We start from the raw sequence: 24,594 nt of genomic DNA on the forward strand, positions 1-24,594 counted from the left end.
CCACAACCGCGCCCCCGGTCGTAGATCCATTACGGCCGGGTATCCCCAATTCGGACCAGTGGTCGATCTCGCCTACACTCGGTGCCGTGCCACGTGGTGACGGTCTCCTCAATCACGATCTGCTCCCCGGTGAGAAGGGCCCCCAGGACGCTTGCGGCGTCTTCGGTGTCTGGGCTCCGGGCGAAGAGGTCGCCAAGCTCACGTACTTCGGGCTCTACGCCCTCCAGCATCGGGGCCAGGAATCCGCGGGTATCGCGGTCAGCAACGGCTCCCAGATCCTCGTCTTCAAGGACATGGGGCTGGTCTCCCAGGTCTTCGACGAGACCTCCCTCGGTTCGCTCCAGGGGCATATCGCGGTCGGTCACGCCCGCTACTCGACCACCGGTGCCTCCGTGTGGGAGAACGCCCAGCCGACGTTCCGCGCCACCGCGCACGGCTCGATCGCGCTCGGCCACAACGGCAACCTCGTCAACACGGCGCAGCTCGCCGAGATGGTCGCCGACCTCCCCAAGGACACCCACGGCCGGTCCACCCGGGTCGCCGCCACCAACGACACCGACCTGCTCACCGCGCTCCTCGCGGCCCAGGTCGACGCCGACGGCAAGCCGCTGACCATCGAGGAGGCCGCGCACGCGGTCCTGCCGAAGGTCCGGGGCGCCTTCTCCCTCGTCTTCATGGACGAGCACACCCTCTACGCCGCCCGCGACCCGCAGGGCATCCGCCCGCTGGTCCTCGGCCGCCTGGAGCGCGGCTGGGTGATCGCCTCGGAGTCCGCCGCCCTCGACATCTGCGGTGCCAGCTTCGTGCGCGAGATCGAGCCGGGCGAGTTCGTCGCCATCGACGAGAACGGTCTGCGTACCTCGCGATTCGCGGATGCGAAGCCCAAGGGCTGTGTCTTCGAATACGTGTACCTGGCCCGCCCCGACACCGACATCGCCGGGCGGAACGTCTACCTCTCCCGGGTGGAGATGGGCCGGAAGCTGGCCAAGGAAGCCCCGGTCGACGCCGACCTGGTGATAGCGACCCCGGAGTCCGGCACTCCCGCCGCCGTCGGCTACGCGGAGGCCTCGGGCATCCCGTTCGGCAACGGTCTGGTCAAGAACGCCTACGTCGGCCGGACCTTCATCCAGCCCTCGCAGACCATCCGGCAGCTCGGCATCCGCCTGAAGCTGAACCCGCTGAAGGAAGTCATCAGGGGCAAGCGGCTGGTCGTCGTCGACGACTCGATCGTGCGCGGCAACACCCAGCGGGCCCTGGTGCGCATGCTGCGCGAGGCGGGCGCGGCCGAGGTCCACATCCGGATCTCCTCGCCGCCCGTGAAGTGGCCCTGCTTCTTCGGCATCGACTTCGCCACCCGCGCCGAGCTCATCGCCAACGGCATGACCATCGACGAGATCGGCACCTCGCTCGGCGCCGACTCCCTGGCCTACATCTCCATCGACGGCATGATCGAGGCGACCACCATCGCCAAGCCGAACCTCTGCCGTGCCTGCTTCGACGGCGAGTACCCGATGGAGCTCCCGGACCCCGAGCTGCTGGGCAAGCAGCTCCTGGAGACCGAACTGGCCGCCGGTCCGGCAGCCACGGCCGCGGCCGACGCGATCCGTCGCCCGTAAGCCCCGTAGCAACCAACCCGAAAGATCCCAGGCAATGTCTGCTGCAGACAATCAGTCACCTCCGGCGACGGGTGCAGTTCCCGGTGCTTCCTACGCGGCTGCCGGCGTCGACATCGAAGCGGGCGACCGCGCCGTCGAGTTGATGAAGGAGTGGGTGAAGAAGACCCGGCGCCCCGAGGTCCTCGGCGGCATCGGCGGCTTCGCCGGCCTCTTCGACGCCTCCGCCCTCAAGCACTACGAGCGCCCGCTGCTCGCCTCCGCCACGGACGGCGTGGGCACCAAGGTCGACATCGCCCGGCAGCTGGGCGTGTACGACACCATCGGCCACGACCTGGTCGCCATGGTCATGGACGACATCGTGGTGTGCGGCGCGGAGCCGCTCTTCATGACCGACTACATCTGCGTCGGCAAGGTCCACCCCGAGCGGGTCGCCGCGATCGTCAAGGGCATCGCCGAGGGCTGTGTGCTGGCCGGCTGCGCCCTGGTGGGCGGCGAGACCGCGGAGCACCCGGGCCTCCTCGGCGCGGACGACTTCGACGTGGCCGGCGCCGGTACGGGCGTGGTGGAGGCCGACCGGCTGCTCGGCGCGGATCGTATCCGTACGGGTGACGCGGTGATCGCCATGGCGTCCTCCGGGCTTCACTCCAACGGGTACTCCCTGGTCCGGCATGTTCTGCTGAACCAGGCGGGGCTCCCGCTCGACGCGCACGTCGAGGAGCTCGGCCGCACGCTCGGCGAGGAGCTGCTGGAGCCGACCAAGATCTACTCGCTGGACTGCCTGGCCCTGATCCGCACCGCCGAGGTGCACGCCTTCAGCCATGTGACCGGCGGTGGACTCGCCGCGAACCTGGCCCGGGTCATCCCGGACCACCTGCACGCGACCGTCGACCGGGCCACCTGGACGCCGGGTGCGATCTTCGACCTGGTCGGCCGGACCGGCAAGGTCGAGCGGCTCGAGCTGGAGAAGACGCTCAACATGGGCGTCGGCATGATCGCGATGGTCCCGCAGGAATCGGTGGACGTGGCGCTGGCCACACTGGCCGACCGCGGGGTCGACGCATGGGTGGCCGGCGAGATCACCGAGCGCGGCGAGCACACCACGGGCGCGGAGCTGGTCGGCGACTACGCGCCGAACTAGCCGCTCCGGCAGGTGCGGAGCGGGGTCCGGGGCCGGGCCCTGTGAGGCCAGCACAAAACCCGGTCCGGCGTCAGAACCCCGGACCGGGTATGTGAACGGCTAAGCAGCCGCGGGCATTACGCACCGCGACGATGTTGAGACTGGGGCCCGGACTGGTCGTCCTCGTCCTCGTCGTCATCGTCGTTGTAGAGATCCGCGTACTGGGCGTACGGGTCGTCATCCTCGTCGTCGTCCTCGAACGGCTCGCCATTCGGCGGCTGGCTCGAAGTCGAAGCGCCCAGCTCGCTGGCCAGACGTGACAGGTCAGTCCCACCGCTGTTGTACTTCAGCTGGCGGGCGACCTTCGTCTGCTTGGCCTTGGCCCGGCCGCGCCCCATGGCTCGACCCCCTCGGTGACGGGGCTCGACGGCCCCAGAGTCTGACACGCGTTCATGATCCGGAACGGACTCTCCTCGGAGAGACCGGTCCGTAGGGCTTCCACGGTACCTGAGCCCGCGCCCATACGGTACGTCGCCCGCACCACGCGCCTGGCTGCACGACCCGCGAGGCGCCCCGTCCCCGCTGGTCAACGACGATTTTAACCACTTCCTGGCGAGCGACCCGCCGACGAACGTGAGAGTTCTCTCCAACTGCCCGCCGGCGGGTACCGGAAATCCGTGCGGAAACCCGGCGTTCGGTCAGCGTGCATCCGCCGTTGCGGCTTCGTGCATCCGCTGTTCGGCGATCCGGTCGGCCGCCGCGGCAGGCGGAATCCCGTCATCCTTCGCACGAGCGAAGATGGCCAGCGTGGTGTCGAAGATCTTCGCCGCCTTGGCCTTGCACCGGTCGAAGTCGAACCCGTGCAGCTCGTCGGCGACCTGGATGACCCCGCCGGCGTTCACCACGTAGTCCGGCGCGTAGAGGATCCCGCGGTCGGCGAGGTCCTTCTCGACGCCGGGGTGGGCGAGCTGGTTGTTGGCCGCACCGCACACCACCTTGGCGGTCAGCGCCGGCACCGACTCGTCGCTGAGGGCACCGCCGAGGGCGCAGGGCGCGTAGATGTCGAGGCCCTCGACGCGGATCAGGGCTTCGGTGTCCGCGGCGACCTGGACCTGGGCGTGCCGGTCGGAGATCCGGCCGACGGCCTCCCGGCGCACGTCGGTGATCACCACCCGGGCGCCCTCCTCCAGCAGGTGCTCCACCAGGTGGTGGCCGACCTTGCCGACGCCCGCGATGCCGACGGTGCGGCCGCGCAGCGACGGGTCGCCCCACAGGTGCTGGGCACTGGCCCGCATGCCCTGGTAGACGCCGTACGCGGTGAGCACGGAGGAGTCGCCGGCGCCGCCGTTCTGCGGGGAGCGCCCGGTGGTCCACCGGCACTCGCGCGCCACGACGTCCATGTCGGCGACGTACGTACCGACGTCGCAGGCGGTGACGTAGCGGCCGCCGAGCGAGGCGACGAACCGCCCGTAGGCGAGCAGCAGCTCCTCGGTCTTGTCGCGATCGGGGTCCCCGATGATCACGGCCTTGCCGCCGCCGTGGTCCAGACCGGCCATGGCGTTCTTGTACGACATCCCGCGCGCGAGGTTGAGGGCGTCGGCGACGGCCTCCTCCTCGTTGGCGTACGGGTAGAAGCGGGTGCCGCCGAGGGCGGGGCCCAGCGCGGTGGAGTGGATGGCGATGACGGCCTTGAGGCCGGTCTTGCGGTCCTGGCAGAGCACGACTTGCTCGTGACCGCCCTGGTCCGAGTGGAACAGGGTGTGCAGGACGCCGGTGGAAACGTCGGTCACTGTGGTGACTCCCGGTTGTGTTCGCGGCGAGTGGAAGCGGGGGGCTCCCGTACGGGTGGCGGGAGCCTGGCATGAGCGTAGAGCTATTGCCCGCCCACCATCCGCGCCGTGTTCAGGATCACTCTCCCGCGCCGCGTGTGCACGTATGAGCGTGGGACGATTTGCTGTGGTTTCGCGGCTGCTCCGTAGTGGGTCCCGCTGGTTTCGAGCCCGGTCCGATGGGGAGGGAGCAGGCGTGCCCAAGGTGTCCTCGGTGGTCGTCCCCTACGCGACGTACCTGCGTGTGTACGAGCCGCTGGCCGCCTTCCCGGAGCCCGAGCGCGGCCACTGGACGCGCTACGCCCGCCGCTCCGACCGGCCCTCCTATCAGGACGAACTCCGGCGCGCGCTGGCCGACTTGCTGCCCACCCCGCCGATCCCGGTGCCGGTGCAGGAGAGCGCCGACGCGTTCGTCCTGGAGGTCGACGGTGTCGTGTGCGTGTGCCCGTGGCGGACCAGGCTGCGCGGCTGGCAGGCCCTGCAGGAGCTGCCCGACGAACTGCCGAACACGGTCCTGGACGCGATGCTGCCCCCGGTCGTCCGCCGGCAGGCCACGATGGACTACGAGCGGTGGCTGGTCCGCAACCCCGACTCCCGGCCCTGGATCCGGACGGCGACCTGGCAGGTGCCGTTGAACTGGTTCGTGCTGGTCTCCGACGAGGAGCGCCGGTACGACAAGGGCACCGGCGAGATCCCGCCGATGCTGCGCTACCGCACGCCGATGGTGCAGGCCCGGCGGCGGGTGGCCCGGGCGCTGCGCACGCTCAAGGACACCATCGACGAAGGGCCGCTGATCGACGGCCTGGTGGACGTCGGACGCTGGCTGGAGGAGTTCCATCCCCGCTCGCTGGTCGAGCTGGACTACGGCGGCCTGGTGCACGCCCTGCGGGCCGGTGATCTGGAGGACGACCATTCGGCGGCCGACGTGGCGGCCGGCATCGAGGCGCTGCGGCAGGGCGACGGGGTCGCGGCCGGGGAGGCGTACGGGCGGCTGGTGGAGCGCTGGCGGGCGGTGCGGGACCGCCGGTCCGCGAACTGAGCGCCGACGTCGACTGCTCCGTACTGAGTGTCGGGTCACCTGATGGTGTGACAGTCGGATGACACCTCGGTGACGTATGAGCGCCGAGTGATGTACGTCACGGCCCAGATGCCATGAAACAACGTACGTTGACGGCACTTCAGTGAACGCACGGGACGTTGGTCCCGATCCGGGCTTTTGCGCCAAGGGTGACGGACCGCACTTACACGGCTCTTGCGCCTCTTGCCACTCCTCGTGCCAAAATAGGACAAGGAGTCCGGGGAGGGCTCCTTCCGTCCACTTGTGGTGCACTGTGGGCGGAATCTCAGCATTGCACTTGCTTTGGGGGGTCTGTCGACTCCTGATCGCCATGTGACTGATCGTCACAGTGGCGTGACTGTCCGCTATGGCATGGTCCATCGGCTTCCGCGGCTGATGACTACCTGGGAGGGCAATTCCATCGGTTTGGCCGACGCGGCTGGACGGATGGTGTAGTTGTAGTGCCGAGGACAAGCCGTTCGTCCTATAACCGACTCGACTCGCGTCCGCCATTTCGGGCAACGCGGGTCAAGGTGCAGAATTTAGAGGAAAGAACCGAGAAGGTTCGGTTCTCCCGAGGAGGCCGCTCATGACCGCTCGCACCCCTGATGCCGAGCCGCTGCTGACCCCGGCTGAGGTCGCCACGATGTTCCGCGTCGACCCCAAGACGGTCACGCGGTGGGCGAAGGCCGGCAAGCTCACGTCGATCCGCACACTGGGCGGACACCGACGCTACCGCGAGGCTGAGGTCCGCGCGCTGCTCGCGGGTATCCCGCAGCAGCGCAGCGAGGCCTGACCAACTGAATAGCGGGCATACCGACCGGTCCCCCAACTGGCCGAGGTGCTCGCAAACCCTAGCTCCGAGCGACGCGGGACCTGCCCCAACAGGGCCCACGCCCAAGCCGACAGAACTTCTCAGGCAGCGACACAGGGTGCGTCGTAGATCGCGCTGGACTCCGCCGGGTCCAGCGCGATCTTTTTTGTGCGTCCATGGGGCCTGACCGACCATGACCGGCGACTCTGTGAGCAGCCTTGTCGGAGTCTGGGGAGGCCTGTCGGATCTGCTGTGAACGCGGCCGGAGAGGTGGCGGGAGGGGGTCCGGGGGGAGCCCGCGGGCGTACCGCGGGAGGGGCCTCAGGGTGGTGCAATTGCACATATTAAATTGACTTGTTGTAGGCGGGGTGTAAGTACCGTTGTTTCAGGAACTTATGCGGTGACTCCCGTCACATACCGCACGGGTTGTTTGTACTGCCCCGGGTGCGCTAATGGAGCCGGAGGCTCCACCGTCCCACAGGGGAACGGTCGTTGGGGCCGGCACCGCTCAGGCGCCGACGGGACCCTCGTCCTCCGTGGCGTCCTCGGGGACCTCCGCGGCGCACGGGGCGGAGTCCATGGCCAGCCGCAGCAGCTGATGGCAGACCGGGCAGTGGCGGGTCAGATGCCGGTACGACGAGGCGGCCGCCAGGTGGGCCCGCAACAGGGCTCGCGTCTCATGCCGCACCGAAGCCGCCATGCGCCACCTCCAGAAGGGGGTCCGAGGGGAAGCGAGCCCTGTCTTCTGGGTACCGACCGAATGTGACCCCGTCAAGAGCGCACCCTCGGCACCCGGCCAACGTCCGGAGGGCCGGCGGCACCACCGGGGAACACGGAAGAGGCCCGCGTCCTTTGGGGGGATGTGGGCCTGTCGGGTGATGCGGTCCTGACGGGATTTGCTGTGTCTGATTGCGGCTGCGTCGCGGGCGCGGCCTTCGTCCAGGCGGGGTGACATGCGAGAGGCCCGCGTCCTTTGGGGGGATGCGGGCCTCTCGGGTGATGCGGTCCTGACGGGATTTGAACCCGCGGCCTCCACCTTGACAGGGTGGCGAGCACTCCAAACTGCTCCACAGGACCAGGTTTTGCGGCACTTTGTCTTCGCTGTGCTGCGAGAAGGACTGTACAGGAGGGTGAGGGTCCTGGTCGAACTCACGCAGCGTGCCCGGTCGGTTACGGTGCAGCCGAGTCGATCGCCTTCACGATCCGTTTGTCGGAGATCGGAAACGCCGTGCCCAGCGCGTGCGCGAAGTAGCTGACCCGCAGCTCCTCCAGCATCCAGCGGATGTCCAGCACCTGCTGCGGCACCGGCCGCCCCTGGGGGAGCTGCTCCAGGAGCCAGGCGTACTCGTCCTGCATCTCGTGGACCTTCTCCATCCGGGTGGTGTCCCGCTGGACGTTGGTCGGCATCTGCTGGAGGCGACGGTCGGCGGCCACCAGGTAGCGCATGAGGTCGGGGAGCCGTCGTATACCGGCCCACGTCACGAAGCCCGGCTTCACCAGGGCGTCCAGCTGCTTGCGGACGTCCGTCAGGTTTGCCAGCAGCGCGCGGCTCGCCACGGCCTTCAGACGGCGCTCACAGGCCTGCCAGGCGGCCAGTACCTGCTGTACCTGACCGACCGTGCGGATTGTCGTGTCGACGATCTCGGCGCGCACCTTGTCGTACAGCTTCCGGTACGACTCCTCGTCCCACACCGGGCCCCCGAAGTCGCCGATCAGCTTGTCCGCCGCCGCCATCGCGCAGTCGTCGAACAGGGCCTGGATCGTGCCGTGCGGGTTGGCGGACAGTGCCAGCTTCTGGGCGTTGGTGAGCTTCTCCGAGGCGAACTTCGCGGGATTGACCGGGATGTTGCGGAGGATCAGCCTGCGGGTGCCCTTCCACATCGCCTCGGCCTGCTCCTCCTCGGTGTCGAAGAGGCGGACCGAGACGGTGTCGCCGTCGTCGACGAGCGCCGGGTACGCCTTCACCGGCTGGCCGGCCCGGCGGGTCTCGAAGACGCGCGTGAGGGCGCCGATCGACCAGTCCGTGAGGCCCGTGCGCTCCAGCGACTCGCCGCCCTCGCGCTCCGCGGTGGCCGCGGCGGCCTGCGAGATGGCCTGGCGGGCCTTCGGCTTCAGCCGGATCTTCAGCGCCTCCAGGTCCTTGTCCTCGGCCAGCTTCCGGCGCCGTTCGTCGACGATCCGGAAGGTGATCCTCAGATGGTCCGGGAGCTTCGCCCAGTCGAAGTCCTCGGCCTCGAAGGGCACTCCGACCATCCGCTTCAGCTCGCGGGCCATGGTCGTGGTCAGGGGCTCCTGGAGAGGGACCGCCGCGTCCAGGAAGCGCTTGGCGAAGTTCGGTGCCGGGACGTAGTTGCGGCGGATCGGCTTGGGCAGGGACCGGATCAGCTCCGTGACGACCTCTTCCCTGAGGCCCGGGATCTGCCAGTCGAAGCCCTCGTCCCTGACCTGGTTGAGGACCTGGAGCGGGATGTGCAGGGTCACGCCGTCGGCGTCCGCGCCCGGCTCGAACTGGTACGTCACCCGGAACCTGAGCTGCCCCTGCTGCCACGAGTCCGGGTAGTCGGCCTTGGTGACCGCCTCCGCCGACTCCCGGATGAGCATCGCGCGCTCGAAGTCGAGGAACTCCGGCTGCTCCTGCCGCTTCTTCTTCCACCAGGAGTCGAAGTGGGCGCCGGAGACGACGTGGTCGGGCACCCGCTGCTCGTAGAAGTCGAAGAGCGTGTCGTCGTCCACGACGATGTCCCGGCGCCGGGCCCGGTGCTCCAGCTCCTCGACCTCGCTGAGGAGTCTTCGGTTGTCGGCGAAGAACTTGTGGTGGGTGCGCCAGTCGCCCTCGACCAGTGCGTTGCGGATGAAAAGCTCGCGGCTGGTCTCCGGGTCGATCCGGCCGTAGTTGACCTTCCGCTGGGCGACGATCGGCACGCCGTACAGCGTGACCTTCTCGAAGGCCAGCACGGCCGCCTGGTCCTTCTCCCAGTGCGGTTCGCTGTACGTCCGCTTCAGGAGGTGCTCGGCGAGGGGTTCCACCCACTCCGGCTCGATCTTCGCGTTGACCCGGGCCCAGAGGCGGGAGGTCTCGACGAGTTCGGCGGACATCACGAACCGGGGCGTCTTCTTGAACAGCGCCGAGCCGGGGAAGATCGCGAACTTGGCGCTGCGGGCGCCGAGGTACTCGTTCTTCGCGCCGTCCTTCACGTCCTTCATGCCGATGTGCGACAGCAGGCCGGCGAGCAGCGAGACATGGACGCGGTCGCCGGGGGCGTCCTCCTCGTTGAGGTGGATGCCCATCTGCTTGGCGACCGTGCGCAGCTGGCTGTAGATGTCCTGCCACTCCCGGATGCGCAGGAAGTTCAGGTACTCCTGCTTGCACATCCGCCGGAAGGACGACGAGCCGCGTTCGCGCTGCTGTTCGCGGATGTACTTCCACAGGTTGAGGAAGGCGAGGAAGTCGCTGGTCTCGTCGCGGAACCGGGCGTGCTGCTGGTCGGCCTGGGTCTGCTTGTCTGCGGGGCGTTCACGCGGGTCCTGGATGGAGAGCGCGGCGGCGATGACCATGACCTCGCGGACACAGCCGTTCTTGTCGGCCTCCAGGACCATGCGCGCCAGGCGCGGGTCGACGGGCAGCTGGGCGAGCTTGCGCCCGGAGTCGGTGAGCCGCTTGCGGGTGTCCTTCTCGTCCGGGTTCAGGGCACCCAGCTCCTGGAGCAGCTGCACACCGTCGCGGATGTTGCGGTGGTCCGGCGGGTCGATGAAGGGGAACTTCTCGATGTCCCCGAGGCCGGCCGCGGTCATCTGCAGGATGACGGAGGCGAGGTTGGTCCGCAGGATCTCGGCGTCGGTGAACTCCGGGCGGGCGAGGAAGTCGTCCTCGTCGTAGAGCCGGATGCAGACACCGTCGCTGGTACGGCCGCAGCGGCCCTTGCGCTGGTTGGCGCTGGCCTGGGAGATCGCCTCGATGGGCAGTCGCTGCACCTTGGTGCGGTGGCTGTAGCGGCTGATCCGGGCGAAGCCGGGGTCGATGACGTACTTGATGCCCGGGACGGTCAGCGAGGTCTCGGCGACGTTGGTCGCCAGAACGATCCTGCGACCGGTGTGCGGCTGGAAGACGCGGTGCTGCTCGGCGTGCGAGAGCCGGGCGTACAGCGGCAGCACCTCGGTGAACCGGTAGTTCTTCTTCTCCAGCGCGTCCGCGGTGTCGCGGATCTCCCGCTCTCCGGAGAGGAAGACGAGGATGTCGCCCTTGCCCTCGGCCTGGAGCTCCTCGACCGCGTCGCAGATCGCGGTGATCTGGTCGCGGTCGGCGTCCTCGGCGTCCTCTTCGAGGAGGGGCCGGTAACGCACCTCCACGGGGTACGTCCGGCCGCTGACCTCGACGATCGGGGCGTCCCCGAAGTGCCGGGAGAACCGCTCGGGGTCGATGGTCGCGGAGGTGATGACCACCTTCAGGTCCGGCCGCTTGGGCAGCAGCTGGGCCAGGTAGCCGAGCAGGAAGTCGATGTTGAGGGACCGCTCGTGGGCCTCGTCGATGATGATCGTGTCGTAGGCGCGCAGCTCGCGGTCGGTCTGGATCTCGGCGAGCAGGATGCCGTCCGTCATCAGCTTGACGAAGGTGGCGTCCGGGTTCACCTGGTCGGTGAAGCGGACCTTCCAGCCGACGGCCTCCCCGAGGGGCGTGCGCAGCTCCTCGGCGACCCGCTCGGCGACGGTGCGGGCGGCGATCCGGCGGGGCTGGGTGTGACCGATCATTCCCCGGACACCGCGCCCGAGTTCCAGACAGATCTTCGGGATCTGTGTGGTCTTCCCGGACCCGGTCTCACCGGCGACGATCACGACCTGGTGATCGCGTATCGCCTCCGCGATCTCGTCCTTCTTCTGACTGACGGGCAGCTGCTCGGGGTACGACACGGCGGGCACGACGGCGCGTCGGCCGGCCATCCGTTCCTCGGCCCTGGCCACCTCGGCCTCGATCTCCGCGAGGACGGCGGCCCGGGCCTCCGGCTTACGGATCTTGCGTGCACCTTCCAGCCTGCGCCCGAGCCGGTGCGCGTCGCGCAGCGAAAGCTCGGTCAGGCGGGGGGCGAGAGCGCCGAGGGCGGGGGCGGGATGCGTAGACATACGCGGTCCAGGATCTCACCTCGGGGAAATTCGTGGCGAACGCTTTTGCCTCCGGCGGTTCGGCCGGGGTCGGTCCACCGGTTTCACCGGCCTTGCCGGCCGACCGGGGTGCCGCCGAAGGGGCCCCGGCGGAGCCGACGCCGGGGGCGGCGGGACGGGGTCAAGCCAGGGCGGAGGCGGGGCGGAGGCGGGGCGGAGGCGGGGCGGAGGCGGTGGTTCGGGGGTGCCCGTGGCCGGCGCTGGGTGCGCTGCGTGGGCACGGTGAGGCAGCGGCGGCGGGCACGGTGAGGCAGCGGCGGCGGGCACGGCCGGGGTCGGCGGACCTGCTGGCGGGTGGGGCGGTGCGGTGGCGGGTGGTTCGGGGTGCCTGTGGGCGGTTACTGGGTGCGCTGCGTGGGCGCGGTGGTGGGCGCGGTCGAAGTCGTGGGTGCGGTGGTGCCAGGGGTGGTGGGCACGGTCGGCGTCGTGGGCGCGGTGGCGGTGGGGGCGGCCGGGGCTGGTGGGGTGGTGTGGGCGGCGGGGGCCGAGGCGGCGGCGGCCATCGACTTTGCCGTGTTGGACACCGCCTTGATCCCCAGGTATGCCGTGGTCATGCTGCTCACGGCGGTGAACGCGGCGGAGAGCACGCCGATGATCACCGACGTGTCGCCGCTCAGCCGCCAGACCCCGAAGACCGCGACCCCGGCGATCGCGAGGTTGCTGATGACGACGGCGAGCAGGCCGTATCTCGCGCGGTCCTTCTCCAGCTGTATGTCCTGGTCCCGGCTCATCTTCCCCACCCTGATGACGTGTCGACCCGCCAGAACCTAGCGCCGAGCGGTCCCGCCGCCAAGGAGATCAGGTCAGCCCGCCGGGAAGACGTCGTAATCGCCCAGTAGGTCGGCACAGACGTCCACCGGGCCGGTGCCGGCGTTGTAGAGGTCGATCTCGCCGTCGGTGCCGACCTTGACCAGTGCGCGGTTGGCCGCGGTGTGTCCCTTGGTGAAGTTCAGGGAGTACACGCCGGGGCGCGGTGTGCCGTCGGCGTAGGCGACGAGGTAGCCGTTGCCGGACGGGGAGGGCACCGTGAGATTCAGGTCGACGGCGGTGACCCCGGTGGCCGGGACTCCGTGGGCGCCGGTGACCTTGAGCTTGAGGGTGGCGTGGGCGGCGATCTTGGCGATCTTTCCGGCGCCGGTGCCGGTGTGGGTGTTGAGGACGCGGGCGGGGGTGACCGGCAGGAACTCGGAGCCGCCCGCGGGGGCGCCGTACCAGCCGGCGAGGTCCGCGACGAGCTGTGCCGAGCCCTTGCCGGCGTTGCGCAGCACGACCTTGCCGTCCTTCAGGGGGAGCACGATCTGGGCGGAGGCGGTCTGCCCGGTGGTCCAGTACGGGCCGGTCAGGCTGGAGCCGGTGGCGCCGTGCGTGGAGAGGACCAGGCTGCCGGACGACTTGGTGCTGGTCGCGGTGGTGTTCAGGACCACCGCCGACGCCCCTGCCGGGACCCCGTGGGTGCCGCCGACCGGCAGCGTGACCGAGTGTCCGCCGGCGACCGGACCGGTGCTGCCGCCGGTGCCGTTGCGGGTGTCGAGCAGCCGGAGCGGAGAGACCGGGTGGTAGGTGTCGGCGTACTGCGCGTGCGACTGGAGGCCGACCGTGGCGACATTGACCGTGACCGCACCGGTGCTGCCGTTGTAGATGTCGACCGAACCGGTCGGGGTGACCTTGACCGTCGCCTCGTCGAGCGCCGTCCGGCCGGGCTCGAAGGCGATGGTGGAGGTGCCGGGACGGGCGGTGCCGACGGTGTAGAGGGTGAGCGAGCCGCTCGCCTTGGCGGCGCTGGTGACGATCTGCAGCTGGGCGGCGTCGACGCCGTCGGAGTCCGCGCGCAGAGTGGCCGCCGACAGCTTGAGGACTCCGTGGGCGGCGATCGTCTTCTCGGTGTCGTACTGCGGGGTCACGGCGACGAAGGCGTCCGCGGCGTGGAAGGTCGTCGTGGCGGTGGTGGTACGGCCGAACAGGTCGGTCTGCGTCAGGGTGGCGGTGTGGGGGCCGGGAGCCATGTACTGGTGAACCGTCACCTGGGTCCCGTCGCCCATGCTCTCCTGGCTGCCGTCGCCGAAGTCCACGACCCTGCTGAGCACCTCCCACGCTTCCGCCGACTCCGGAGCGGTGAACTGCGCGAAGCCCGCGTTGGTCTCCCCGTTGTCCGCGGTCATGGCTGTTGCGGACAGCGAGGCGGGCGGCGGCGTGGCCGTACCCGCCTTCGTCCAGCTGCCACCGGTCTTGGTCGTCCCGTCGGTGTCGGTGACGGTGATGCGGGCGAGGTAGTTGCCGGGCGTGGTGTAGGCGTGCGTGATGCGGGTGCCCGGTGCGCCGGTGGCGGGTGGGCTGCCGTCCCCGAAGTCGACGGAGTACGTGAGCGCCTCGCCCCAGGAACTGACGGCGTCGGCCGTCACCCAGGTGGTGAACGGGGCGATCCCGCTCGGCGGGTAGGCGGCGCCGGGGATCGTGATGACGTCCTCCCGTTCGAGGGCGCCTCGGTCCGGAGCCGTCGTGCCGGTGCCGGTGTCGGCGACGAGCAGGTCGTCGGCGCGCGGGTGCCCCACGGAGTCGGTGCTCAGCTCGCCGGGCGCGCCGGCGTTCGCCGAGTCGACGAGGGGGGAGTGTTCGAGCGGTGCCGCGAGGGAGTTCACGCCGAGCCCGTCGATGTCGTGCGCGCCCTGTCCGGTCGCGTTCCGAAGGGCCGCGGTGGTGGCGTAGGGGGTGCCTGCCCAGGCGTATTCGGGACGCTGGCTCGTGGCACTCCCCATGCCGTTCGCCGCCACGTTGTAGTCGGCGGTGACCTGTCCCGCCGAGTCGTCCGACACTGCGTAGAGGGGAGCGGTGGGCGACGGACACGTGCTGCTCTGAAGCTCCTTCAAGGACTCGACCACGTTGTTCTCGACGGCGCCGGAACTCCCGCCGTCCAGCGAGATCCCGGGGGCGCACGGCGAGAGGAGCGAGTTGCTCGTGACGTCCGCGTCGGTCGTCCCGCTCGTGGTGATCCCGCCCAGCCGCGGGTCGCTGATGATGTTGGTTGTCACGGTGACCCGGGCAGCGCCCTGCTCCGCTCGTACGCCGTACGCGTACCCGTTGCCGATCGAGTTCCGTGACACGGTCACGTCCGAAGACGTGCCGTCCACGGTGATCGCGGTCCCCGCACCGACGCCACCCGGCACGGGGGCGCGCATGAAGGACAGCCGGTCGAGGGTGACGTGGTCGGATCCCGTCGACACCACCGCGTCGTTGCCGTCGTACCCGAACATCAGCGATTCGACCCGCACGTCGTGCACCGCGTGGAGGGTCAGCGCCGGCGCGGAGCCGGGCGCCGCCAGCTGGGCCCATGTGGTGGAGGCGCTCGGCACCCCGCTGAAGGTGATCGGCGCGTCGCCGGTGCCCGAGCGGGTCAGCGTCACCGCTTCCGAGTACGGGCGGTCGTTCGGCGACAGGATCCGAACCGTGTCCCCCGGCTCCACCACGTCCGCCGCGGCCTGCACCCTGCAGAAGGGCAGGCTCTGCGTCCCCGTTCCGGTGTCGCTGCACGCCACGTCATGGTTCACGTACAGCGTCCGGTCGGACCCCGGATCGGCCACGGCCGCCCCGGTCCCCCAGCCGCTCATCACCCCCGCTACGGCGATCGCGGCGAGGGACAGCCCGACGGCGGGGCGAGGTCTGTGCATGGGGTCTCCACGGAGCGTACGCGGGCGCGGTCACGAGATCGCCGGAGAGGACGAACGATCCTGGGGATACGACCGGTTGGGACCAGGGGCGGTTCGGCTCGGCGTTGACATGCAGCCGTCATGGTCTCAGGGCGATCTCAAAGGAACGCCATGCTCCGCCCCGGTCTTGCCCAAAACGGAGTCGGCCGACAGAGCGCCGGATCCGCGAGGCCCTTGGGGCATGAAAACAGCCCCTCCGGAATCCCGGAGGGGCTGTTCATTGTGGCTGGGGCCGGGGTCGAACCGGCGACCTATCGCTTTTCAGGCGATCGCTCGTACCAACTGAGCTACCCAGCCACGAGGTTTCACGTGAAACCCCAGCGGTCCTGACGGGATTTGAACCCGCGGCCTCCACCTTGACAGGGTGGCGAGCACTCCAAACTGCTCCACAGGACCAAGCTTTGCGTGCAACAGTGTCGCACACGATCTTGCGTGCCCCCAACGGGATTCGAACCCGTGCTACCGCCTTGAAAGGGCGGCGTCCTAGGCCGCTAGACGATGAGGGCTATCGGCCCGCCTGGGCGCTTCTCAGCGCGTCGGGGACGTGAGAAGCATATGGGATGGCGGGGAGTATCGCCAAAACGGTTTACGGCCCCGAGGGCGTCGGGGCGCCCGGTGTGCTTCCTGAGGGTGACGGGCTCCCCGAGGGATAGGGAGTGACGCCCGGCTGCCCGCGGCGGGGCCGCTGGTCGAACGCGTCTTCCGGGAGGTGACGGCTGACCTCGGCCGTCGTCTCGCCCAGACCGCCCAGTTTGATCTCGTCCCAGGCCTGGAGCCGGCGGGTGTCGCGGTCGAAGTAGAGGATCGAGGCCTCGATGGGGTCCGGGTACTTGCCCTCGACCGCGCGCAGACCGCTGCCGCCCGTGGAGCCCTCCACCCGGAGACGGGTGCCGTGCGGCAGGATCTCGGTCTGTTCGTGGTGGATGTGGCCCGCCAGGACCAGGGGCACCTCGCCGTCCGTCATCCGCGCGGCCGTCGGTTCATGGGCGATGGCCACGTCCACGGGGGTGTCGGCCGCCCGCTGCTCGCGCAGGGCCGTGGCCAGACGGTCCCCGGCCTGTTCCTCCGCCGTGTCGCCGCCCGGCACGGCGGAGCGGTCGGGCGTGAACTGGGGATCGCCGATCCCGGCGAAGCGCAGCCCGGCGATCGTCTCGGCGCGGCCGTCGTCCAGGACGTGCACGTTCTTCATCCGGGACAGATAACGCTGGGTGATCCTCGAGTCGTGGTTGCCCCGGACCCAGACGTACGGCACGCCCAGGTCGGCGATCGGGTCCAGGAAGCCGTTCTCCGCCGCGATGCCGTGGTCCATGGTGTCGCCGGAGTCCACGATCACATTCACCTTGTACTGCTCCACCAGCGAGGCGATGATCTTCCAGCTCGCCGGGTTGAGATGGATGTCGGAGACGTGCAGGACGCGCAGGGTGGTCGGGTCCGGTGCGTAGGCGGGGAGCGTGGAGGTGGCGTCGTACAGCTTCGTCACATTGGTCACCAGGCGCGCCAGTTCCTTCTGGTAGACGTCGAATTCGGTGACGATGCTGCGCGCGTTGCCGACCAGGGCGGGGGCCGAGGAGAGCAGGCCGGAGAACCTCGGTTCCAGGACCGATTTGGGGTTCCAGGTGGCGTACGCGGTCACGCCGGAGGTGGCGAGCAGGGCGAGGGCGAGCCCACCGGCGGTCAGGGCGCGGCGCGGGCGGCGGTAGACGGCGAGGCCGAGGGCGGTGGCGCCGCAGACGACGGCCACGCAGGAGCGTACGGCCACGTCGAGGGTGCCGCGCTCGACGTCGTGGGCGACCTCGTCCTGGAGACCGGCGAGACGCTCGGGGTGGTCGACGAGCGCCTGGGAGCGGACCGGGTCGAGCTGGTCGACGTTGACGTCCAGGCGGACCGGTGCGGAGTGGGTGTCCAGGTAGAGGGCGCCCAGCGGGGAGACATTGATCTTCGTGCCGCCGTGCAGGGACGGACGCAGGGTCATCGTCGTGTCCATCGGGCCGACCTGGGCCCGTACGTTCCCGACGACCAGCAGGCCGAGCCAGGCGCCGACGAGCACGACGGTTATCAGGCCGAGGACGCGGATCCAGACAGGCGGCGCGTGGGCATCGGGGGCGAGTTCCAGATCGGGCAGGCGGGCATGGGCACGGGCTCGGACGCGGGCCATTGGTGCCGTATGCCCAGGATTGCGGGCGCGTATGCGACGGTGGTTGGCCGGATGTCGGGGGCTCACGCCCCGGATGCCGGGGGTTCGTGGCCCGCCTCTCGGGGGTTCGCGGCCCCGATGCCGGTGGGGTTCGCGACTCTCGTACGGGCGTTCCGTGCCGGACAATGGGCCTGTGCTGGAGATGACGCGCGAGGAGTTCGAGGAACTGGTCGCCGAGGCGCTCGACCGGATCCCGCCGGAGCTGACCCGGCTGATGGACAACGTGGCGGTGTTCGTCGAGGACGAGCCCGACGACCCGTCCGACCCTGAGCTGCTCGGGCTGTACGAGGGGACTCCGCTGACCGACCGCGGGGAGTGGTACGCGGGCGTGCTGCCGGACCGGATCACCATCTACCGCGGGCCGACGCTGCGGATGTGCGAGTCGCGCGAGGAGGTCGTCGCGGAGACCGAGGTGACCGTGGTCCACGAGATCGCCCATCACTTCGGCATCGACGACGCGCGGCTGCATGCGCTGGGGTACGGGTGAGGGGTGAACCGGGGCCGGCGGGGCCGGCGCGCGCCCCTGCGCGCGGGTGACGCCGTGACGCGGGTGATGCACCGGTGCGGGTGACGCCTCGGTTGCGTGTCCTCTTGTGGGCGGCGGGAGTTGGGGAGGTTGACTTCTTTCTTCGCCCCCGGAGGTGGCCGCCGTGCGCCCCTTGTACGTACCCGTCCGTCTGGCCGTCACCGTGATGGCCGTCGCGGCCGCCGCGGGCTGTGTGAACGTCGGGGACGACGCGGGGAAGGCCAAGCCGTCGCACTCCGCCGGGCACCGGGACGGTGACGAGGCCGACGGAGGTACCGGGGTGTCCGGCGAGGGCGGTGCGGGGTACGGCGGTGCGGCGGCCGACGGGAAGCGGGGGCATGGGGGGAAGCCGAAGCCGGGGGAGTCCGGGTCGGCGTCCGCCAAGCCGACGAAGGGCGCGAGTGCGGGGCCGACGGTGCCGGTGAAGCCGGGGAAGAGCGTGGCGCCGGGGGTACCGGCCGGACCTTCGGGGGCGCCGGCGTCGCCCACGCCGCCGGCGGCCTCCCCCACGCCACCGCCGGACTCACCGACACCGCCACCGCCGGCCACGGACCCGCCGTCCGCCGAGCCGTCCTCGTCGGCGCACGAGGACACGGGGCCCCAGCTGATGCAACGCGAGCCGGCACCGGAGGCGGGGACGCCGGCGTAGGTCACCGTCGGCCCTCAGGGCACCGGTGGCCTGACCACGACGAGCGACGGCTTGGCCTTCGCCGCGACGAGCGCCGGTGTGTCCGGCACCACGAGCGACGGCTCGGTCTTCGCCGCGACGAGCGCCGGTGCCGCGACGGGCACCACTGTGTCCGGCACCACGAGCGACGGTGGTTCCGGTGCCGCCGGAGAGCGCCGCGGGGGCCGACGCCGTCGAGACGGGCGGAAAATCGGGCGGCGGAGGACGGGCGTGTGGTGTGTGAGCTGCGGGTTTGGGGGGCGGTTTGCCTTGAGGGGTGTTGGGTGCGTATGGTGGTAGATCGTTTGATCCCATTTGCCCGGCGCCACCGCAGAGCGCGCCGTGTGGCGCGTACTCTCCCTTGCCGTGGCGGACCGCATTGAGGCGGTCGTGAGCGAATCACGGAGTTGACGGGCGCGTGCCGAAGAGACTCCGGAAGGTTTCGCATTCGCATGTCCGTGTCCAGTACTGATCAGTTCGTCGTGTCCGAGAACAACGAGGACAACGAGCTGGTGACCCAGGTCTCCGAGGAGACCGCTGACACCACCGACACCACTGACACCACCGACACCCCTCAGATCACCTTCGCCGACCTCGGTCTCCCCGAGGGCGTCGTGCGCAAGCTCGCGCAGAACGGTGTGACCACCCCCTTCCCCATCCAGGCCGCGACCATCCCGGACGCCCTGGCCGGCAAGGACATCCTCGGCCGTGGCCGCACCGGCTCCGGCAAGACCCTCTCCTTCGGTCTGCCCACCCTGGCCACGCTGGCCGGCGGCCGTACCGAGAAGAAGCGGCCCCGCGCCGTCATCCTCACCCCGACCCGTGAGCTGGCCATGCAGGTCGCGGACGCCCTGCAGCCCTACGGCGACGTCCTCGGCCTTAAGATGAAGGTCGTCTGCGGCGGTACGTCCATGGGCAACCAGATCTACGCCCTGGAGCGCGGCGTCGACATCCTCGTCGCCACCCCGGGCCGTCTCCGCGACATCATCAACCGCGGCGCCTGCTCCCTGGAGGACGTGCAGATCGCCGTTCTCGACGAGGCCGACCAGATGTCCGACCTGGGCTTCCTGCCCGAGGTCACCGAGCTGCTCGACCAGGTCCCGGCCGGCGGCCAGCGCATGCTGTTCTCGGCCACGATGGAGAACGAGATCTCCACGCTGGTCAAGCGCTACCTGGCCGACCCGGTCACCCACGAGGTCGACAGCGCCCAGGGCAACGTCACGACGATGTCCCACCACATCCTCATCGTGAAGCCCAAGGACAAGGCGCCGGTCACCGCCGCGATCGCCTCCCGCAAGGGCCGCACGATCATCTTCGTCCGCACCCAGCTGGGCGCGGACCGGATCGCCGAGCAGCTGCGCGACGCCGGTGTGAAGGCCGACGCGCTGCACGGTGGCATGACCCAGGGCGCCCGCACCCGGACGCTGGCCGACTTCAAGGACGGGTACGTCAACGCACTCGTCGCCACCGACGTCGCCGCCCGCGGCATCCACGTCGACGGCATCGACCTGGTCCTGAACGTGGACCCGGCCGGCGACCACAAGGACTACCTGCACCGCGCCGGCCGCACGGCCCGCGCCGGTCGTACCGGAACCGTCGTCTCCCTCTCCCTGCCGCACCAGCGCCGCCAGATCTTCCGGCTGATGGAGGACGCGGGCGTCGACGCCGGCCGTCACATCATCAACTCCGGTACGGCCTTCGAGCCCGAGGTCGCCGAGATCACCGGCGCCCGTTCGATGACCGAGGTCCAGGCCGAGTCCGCGGGCAACGCGGCGCAGCAGGCCGAGCGCGAGGTCACCCAGCTCACCAAGGAGCTGGAGCGGGCGCAGCGCCGGGCCGCGGAGCTGCGCGAGGAGGCCGACCGTCTGGTCGTCCGTGCCGCCCGCGAGCGTGGCGAGGACCCGGAGACCGCGGTGGCCGAGGCCGCTGCCGTCGCCGAGGCCGAGGCCGAGGTGGCGGAGCAGCCGGCCGCCGAGGCGCAGGCCCGTCAGGAGTCCTCCTCGTACGAGCGTCCGCGTCAGCAGCGTGACGAGCGGGGCAACTACGAGCGCCGTGACCGCCGTGACGAGCGTCCCTCCGGCGGCTTCCGCCGGGACGACCGTCGTGACGGTGACCGTGGTGGCCGTTCCTTCGAGCGTCGCGATGACCGTCCGTCGGGTGGTTTCCGCCGGGACGACCGTCGTGACGGCGGTGACCGTGGCGGCTTCCGCCGCGACGAGCGTCCGTCGGGCGGCTTCCGTCGGGACGACCGCGGTGCCCGTTCCTTCGACCGTCGTGACGAGCGTCCGTCGGGTGGCTTCCGCCGGGACGACCGCCGGGACGACCGTCGTGACGGTGACCGTGGTGGCCGTTCCTTCGAGCGTCGCGATGACCGTCCGTCGGGCGGTTTCCGCCGGGACGACCGTCGTGACGGCGGCGACCGTGGCGGCTTCCGCCGCGACGACCGTCCGTCCGGCCACCGGGGCAGCGACCGTCCCTTCAACCGCGACCACCGTGACGACCGTCCGGGCTTCCGCAGCGGCGGCCACGACCGCCCCTACGGCCGCCGGGACGACCACCGCGGCACCGGCTCCAGCTCCTTCCGCCGCGATGACAAGCCGCGCTGGAAGCGCAACGGCTGACACCGAGTGAGCTGAGCAAGGGCCCGTACGACGATCTGTCGTACGGGCCCTTCGCTGTGACGCGTCCGGAACGGCGGGACGCGAACCTGTCAAGTGACTGTAAGATCAGCGCACTTATGTGGCGGGTGAGCAGGCCGGGGGGCCGAGGGCGTCGGAGTGAGCGGCGCCGAACCCGTCTCCGTTCCTGGGGAGGGACTCTTCGTGGTGCGTCATGCCCCTGCACGCCTGCGCCTCATCGCCGCGACCGCCGTACTGGCGGCAGCCCTGAGCCCACTGCTGCCGGCCCCGTCGGCGACGGCCGACACCGCTCAGGAGACGGTCGTACCGCCGACGCTGCGCGGCACGTACACGTCCGGGGCGCTCTACGGGAAGTCGACGTACAGCGGCCACGACGGTGCCGGTGACCAGGGCGTGTTCCACAGTCTGGAGGGCGCGGGACTGGTCTGGACGCGCTACTCCACCGGAGTTTCGGTGCCGGTGGTCCACCCGGCCGGCTACACCGGCTACTCGACCGCCGGCGGTGACGTCCTCGTGTACAGGTACGCCGACGGCCGGGTCGACCTGTGGAACGCGGCCGACGGCACCACCCGGACGATCCGCATGCCCGAGGGGCTCTCGCTGCTCAAGGCCTACGCCGACCTGGCGGTCGCCTACCGGCAGGTGCCCGACGGGAACGGCACGGCGACCCGCGAGATGCATCTGCTGCTGCCGCAGGACGACGGCAGCACGCGTGACGTGCCGGTGACCGGGGTGCCCGACGGATACGTGCTCGGACAGCCCAAGGGCGGCGACGCGGACGGGCTGCTCTTCCTCGCCGGACGGACCGGCGGCGGGTCGTACACCTCGGTCATGGTCGACCGGCACACGGGGCAGGTGCGGGCGTGGACCCCGCCCACCGCCAAGGTCTACCTCAACGCCCAGGTCACCCCCGACCACGTCGTCCTCTTCAACACGAACGACCCCACGGTCCAGGTGTACTCCCGCACCGACCTGTCCGCCGCCCCGGTCGCGGTGACGCTGGCCGGCGGCGGCACGCTGCCCGCGACCGGCCTCGCGGTCGTCGGCGACTGGCTGCTGACCCAGCCCGGTACGGCGGTGATCGCCCAGCCGATCGCCGGCGGTCCCGCGAGGACCCTGCTGCCCGCGTCGGACGGCGGCATCGCCGCCGCCTCCGACGGCGGTGCCCTGGCGATCGGCCGTACCGGCGCCGCCGCGGACGACTGGGGCGTCCAGCGCATCCAGCCGGGCCCGGGCGGCGAGCCGACGGTGACCCAGATCAAGGCGCTGCCCAAGCCGCCGTACAAGATTCAGGGGCTGTCCCTGGACCAGGGGACGCTGGTCGTCGGCGACGCGAGTGTCCTCGAAGTCCGGGACGCCTACGCCCGGACCGTCGCCGCGACCGGGACGCCGACATTCGGGGTGCGCACCTCGCTCGACGGGATCACCACCCGGCTGGGTACCTGCGCGGGGACGGACCTCGGCTGCTCGCAGCTGTTCGGCATGCCGGGCGGGCGGGTCGCGTCGCTCCAGCGCGGTGCGAGCGGGTCGGACCGGATCACGGTCGCCGAACCCCGTCAGTACTGGGAGACCCAGGTCCCGGCCGGCGGACGGATCACCGACGCCTCCGGCACCTACCTGATCCACACGACGTCCCAAAAGCAGTCCGTCTACGGGATCGTCGGCGGCAGCCTCACCCCGGTCCTCACCCGCACCCCCGGCCCCGCCGCCCTCTCCGGGGACACGTTGTGGACGCCGGGTGCGACCCCCGGCACCGTCACCGCGTACGACCTGACGCAGCGGAAGACGGTCGAGACCGTCACCACCGACGCCGGCTGCGCACCCACCGAACTCCAGGCGCTGGGGCGCTGGCTGTACTGGAACTGCGGCGACCGGGCCGGGGTGTACGACCGTACGGCCAAGAAGTCCGTGTCCGTCCCGGCCGACGAGGCCAAGCTCGGCGACGGGTATGTCGTCACGCACGACAAGGCGGCCGGGAAGCTGGTGTCGACGACCGTCGCCGACGGGACCCCCGTCAGCCGGGTGATCGGCGACCTGCCCGACACCGGGGTCTCGCAGCGGGACGTGCGCTGGACGGTCGACGAGTCCGGCGCCAACGCGGCCTATGTGGACGCCAGGGAGCAGGTACGCCTCGTACCGTCCGGGGTGCCCCAGCAGCCCCTGCGGCTGCTCTCGCCCGCTCGGAGCGCGACGATCGTCGCCCCGCGCACGGTCGACACGGCGCCGGACACGCTGACGAGCGTGCTGTTGTCGAAGCCGGCGTCCGGCTGGAAGCTCACCGTGCGTTCCGAGGCGACCGGCGAGGTCGTCGACACGGCGGACGGCGGTGAGACGCGAGGCGCGCTGACGGTGGGCTGGTCCGCGATGGACCGGAAGGCGCCCGGGGATGTGCCGGTGGCGAACGGGGCGTACGGGTGGACGCTGTCCGTCACCCCCGCCGACGGCGCCGGGGCGCCGCTCCAGGTGACCGGCTCGGTGCGGGTCAACAGGGGGACTCCGGTGCGGCACGACCACGTGGGCGCCGATGGTTTCGGTGATCTGCTCACGCTCAACTCCTCGGGCACGATGACCTTCCAGAAGGGGACGGGCAAGGGCGGTTTCGCCGGGAAGGTCTCCGGGAACGGCTGGTCGACGAAAACGGTCGCCGTGCCGTTCGGTGACCTGAACGAGGACCGCTGCGACGATGTACTGGTGCGCCTGCCCAGCGGTGAGCTGCGCGTCTACTTGCCCGACTGCGGCGCGGCAATCACCCCGTCGACGGGGTCCTGGAGCCTCGGCACGAGCGGCTGGAACCAGTACGACGTCCTCACCTCGCCCGGCGACCTGAACAAGGACGGCCGCCCCGACCTGATCGCCCGCAACTCCGCGACCGGCGCGGTGTACCTGTACAGGACGACGAGCACGGCCAAGCTCTCCGCCCGCGTGAAGCTGTACGACAACTGGAAGACGTACAAGAAGGTCGTCGGCGCCGGGGACCTGAACGGCGACGGGGTCGGCGACCTGGTCGCGCAGGACAAGGCGAACAACCTGTACCGGTACTACGGCACCGGCAAGGGCGGCTTCGGCGGCCGGGTGAAGATCGCCACCGGGTGGGGCTCGTCGTACAACGCGGTCGTGGGCGTCGGGGACATCACCGGGGACGGGAAGAGCGACCTGGTCATGCGGGACACGGCGGGCAACCTGTACCGGCAGACCGGGACCGGCAAGGGCACGTTCGCGGCCCGGGTGAAGATCGGGACGGGCTGGCAGGGCTACAAGGGCCTCTTCTAGCCCTGTTTCC

16 protein-coding genes and 4 tRNA genes are annotated in these 24,594 nt (G+C 70.4%); 8 read left to right on the top strand and 12 right to left on the bottom strand.

Annotated features, from left to right (window positions below; all coding sequences use genetic code 11):
* Positions 1–86 precede the first annotated feature (86 nt).
* Together purF and purM are read left to right on the top strand one after the other, a co-directional pair.
* Entirely contained in the window at positions 87–1,616 is a 1,530-nt protein-coding gene (gene purF, locus ACWDGI_RS19880) for an amidophosphoribosyltransferase (RefSeq protein ID WP_360481173.1), read from the top strand.
* A gap of 34 nt (positions 1,617–1,650) precedes the next feature.
* Complete coding sequence (purM, locus tag ACWDGI_RS19885; protein WP_450760679.1) at positions 1,651–2,754, top strand: phosphoribosylformylglycinamidine cyclo-ligase; 1,104 nt, start codon at positions 1,651–1,653, stop codon at positions 2,752–2,754.
* Between the two features lie 116 nt (positions 2,755–2,870).
* On the opposite strand, the gene ACWDGI_RS19890 is transcribed toward purM, so the two are convergent.
* Both ACWDGI_RS19890 and ACWDGI_RS19895 read right to left on the bottom strand, forming a co-directional pair.
* Complete coding sequence (locus tag ACWDGI_RS19890; protein ID WP_351937593.1) at positions 2,871–3,131, bottom strand: DUF3073 domain-containing protein; 261 nt, start codon at positions 3,129–3,131, stop codon at positions 2,871–2,873.
* A 300-nt stretch (positions 3,132–3,431) separates the two neighbouring features.
* Complete coding sequence (locus ACWDGI_RS19895; RefSeq protein WP_450760681.1) at positions 3,432–4,523, bottom strand: Leu/Phe/Val dehydrogenase; 1,092 nt, start codon at positions 4,521–4,523, stop codon at positions 3,432–3,434.
* Positions 4,524–4,758: 235 nt separating this feature from the next.
* On the opposite strand from ACWDGI_RS19895, the gene ACWDGI_RS19900 reads away from it, so the two are divergent.
* Together ACWDGI_RS19900 and bldC are read left to right on the top strand one after the other, a co-directional pair.
* Positions 4,759–5,601, top strand: coding sequence for a hypothetical protein (locus tag ACWDGI_RS19900; RefSeq protein WP_450760682.1), 843 nt, complete (start codon positions 4,759–4,761; stop codon positions 5,599–5,601).
* Positions 5,602–6,208: 607 nt separating this feature from the next.
* Positions 6,209–6,415, top strand: coding sequence for a developmental transcriptional regulator BldC (gene bldC / locus ACWDGI_RS19905; protein WP_003949541.1), 207 nt, complete (start codon positions 6,209–6,211; stop codon positions 6,413–6,415).
* 526 nt (positions 6,416–6,941) lie between these two features.
* On the opposite strand, the gene ACWDGI_RS19910 is transcribed toward bldC, so the two are convergent.
* The 9 genes from ACWDGI_RS19910 to ACWDGI_RS19950 form a co-directional block, all read right to left on the bottom strand.
* Complete coding sequence (locus ACWDGI_RS19910) at positions 6,942–7,133, bottom strand: DUF6274 family protein (protein ID WP_450760684.1); 192 nt, start codon at positions 7,131–7,133, stop codon at positions 6,942–6,944.
* A 302-nt stretch (positions 7,134–7,435) separates the two neighbouring features.
* Positions 7,436–7,510 (bottom strand) — tRNA-Asp (locus tag ACWDGI_RS19915).
* A gap of 93 nt (positions 7,511–7,603) precedes the next feature.
* Positions 7,604–11,548, bottom strand: coding sequence for an ATP-dependent RNA helicase HrpA (hrpA, locus tag ACWDGI_RS19920; RefSeq protein WP_450760686.1), 3,945 nt, complete (start codon positions 11,546–11,548; stop codon positions 7,604–7,606).
* Positions 11,549–11,925: 377 nt separating this feature from the next.
* Positions 11,926–12,318 (bottom strand): hypothetical protein, encoded by a 393-nt coding sequence (locus ACWDGI_RS19925; RefSeq protein WP_450760688.1) that lies wholly within the window; start codon positions 12,316–12,318, stop codon positions 11,926–11,928.
* A 72-nt stretch (positions 12,319–12,390) separates the two neighbouring features.
* On the bottom strand, positions 12,391–15,249 hold the full coding sequence (locus ACWDGI_RS19930; protein WP_450760690.1) for a PKD domain-containing protein: 2,859 nt from the start codon (positions 15,247–15,249) through the stop codon (positions 12,391–12,393).
* Positions 15,250–15,511: 262 nt separating this feature from the next.
* Positions 15,512–15,585, bottom strand: a tRNA-Phe gene (locus ACWDGI_RS19935).
* Between the two features lie 24 nt (positions 15,586–15,609).
* Positions 15,610–15,684 (bottom strand) — tRNA-Asp (locus ACWDGI_RS19940).
* A 37-nt stretch (positions 15,685–15,721) separates the two neighbouring features.
* A tRNA-Glu gene (locus ACWDGI_RS19945) sits at positions 15,722–15,794 on the bottom strand.
* 80 nt (positions 15,795–15,874) lie between these two features.
* On the bottom strand, positions 15,875–17,443 hold the full coding sequence (locus ACWDGI_RS19950; protein WP_450760692.1) for a metallophosphoesterase family protein: 1,569 nt from the start codon (positions 17,441–17,443) through the stop codon (positions 15,875–15,877).
* Between the two features lie 172 nt (positions 17,444–17,615).
* Between ACWDGI_RS19950 and ACWDGI_RS19955 the strand changes: the two genes are divergently transcribed.
* Together ACWDGI_RS19955 and ACWDGI_RS19960 are read left to right on the top strand one after the other, a co-directional pair.
* Positions 17,616–17,969, top strand: coding sequence for a metallopeptidase family protein (locus ACWDGI_RS19955; RefSeq protein WP_450760694.1), 354 nt, complete (start codon positions 17,616–17,618; stop codon positions 17,967–17,969).
* A gap of 163 nt (positions 17,970–18,132) precedes the next feature.
* Positions 18,133–18,657, top strand: a complete 525-nt coding sequence (locus tag ACWDGI_RS19960) for a hypothetical protein (RefSeq protein WP_450760696.1) — start codon at positions 18,133–18,135, stop codon at positions 18,655–18,657.
* 14 nt (positions 18,658–18,671) lie between these two features.
* Here the strand turns inward: ACWDGI_RS19960 and ACWDGI_RS19965 are convergent, their stop codons facing one another.
* The gene (locus ACWDGI_RS19965) at positions 18,672–18,815 is read right to left on the bottom strand and encodes a hypothetical protein (RefSeq protein ID WP_450760698.1); all 144 of its coding nucleotides are present in this window, start codon (positions 18,813–18,815) and stop codon (positions 18,672–18,674) included.
* A 312-nt stretch (positions 18,816–19,127) separates the two neighbouring features.
* Here ACWDGI_RS19965 and ACWDGI_RS19970 point away from each other — a divergent pair, with 312 nt between their 5' ends.
* Together ACWDGI_RS19970 and ACWDGI_RS19975 are read left to right on the top strand one after the other, a co-directional pair.
* On the top strand, positions 19,128–21,296 hold the full coding sequence (locus ACWDGI_RS19970) for a DEAD/DEAH box helicase (protein WP_450760700.1): 2,169 nt from the start codon (positions 19,128–19,130) through the stop codon (positions 21,294–21,296).
* A 204-nt stretch (positions 21,297–21,500) separates the two neighbouring features.
* Positions 21,501–24,584 carry an FG-GAP repeat domain-containing protein gene (locus tag ACWDGI_RS19975; protein ID WP_450760701.1) on the top strand — a complete coding sequence of 1,028 codons (3,084 nt, stop codon included), beginning with the start codon at positions 21,501–21,503 and terminating at the stop codon, positions 24,582–24,584.
* Positions 24,585–24,594 lie beyond the last annotated feature (10 nt).

The sequence above is a fragment of the Streptomyces sp. NPDC001220 genome (assembly GCF_053597895.1).

Bases quoted from the DNA above. Each gene is read 5' to 3' on its own strand.
- bldC (WP_003949541.1), top strand. From the start codon at position 6,209: ATGACCGCTCGCACCCCTGATGCCGAGCCGCTGCTGACCCCGGCTGAG.
- ACWDGI_RS19950 (WP_450760692.1), bottom strand. From the start codon at position 17,443: ATGGCCCGCGTCCGAGCCCGTGCCCATGCCCGCCTGCCCGATCTGGAA.
- ACWDGI_RS19930 (WP_450760690.1), bottom strand. From the start codon at position 15,249: ATGCACAGACCTCGCCCCGCCGTCGGGCTGTCCCTCGCCGCGATCGCC.
- purM (WP_450760679.1), top strand. From the start codon at position 1,651: ATGTCTGCTGCAGACAATCAGTCACCTCCGGCGACGGGTGCAGTTCCC.
- hrpA (WP_450760686.1), bottom strand. From the start codon at position 11,548: ATGTCTACGCATCCCGCCCCCGCCCTCGGCGCTCTCGCCCCCCGCCTG.
- ACWDGI_RS19970 (WP_450760700.1), top strand. From the start codon at position 19,128: ATGTCCGTGTCCAGTACTGATCAGTTCGTCGTGTCCGAGAACAACGAG.
- ACWDGI_RS19910 (WP_450760684.1), bottom strand. From the start codon at position 7,133: ATGGCGGCTTCGGTGCGGCATGAGACGCGAGCCCTGTTGCGGGCCCAC.
- ACWDGI_RS19890 (WP_351937593.1), bottom strand. From the start codon at position 3,131: ATGGGGCGCGGCCGGGCCAAGGCCAAGCAGACGAAGGTCGCCCGCCAG.
- ACWDGI_RS19925 (WP_450760688.1), bottom strand. From the start codon at position 12,318: ATGAGCCGGGACCAGGACATACAGCTGGAGAAGGACCGCGCGAGATAC.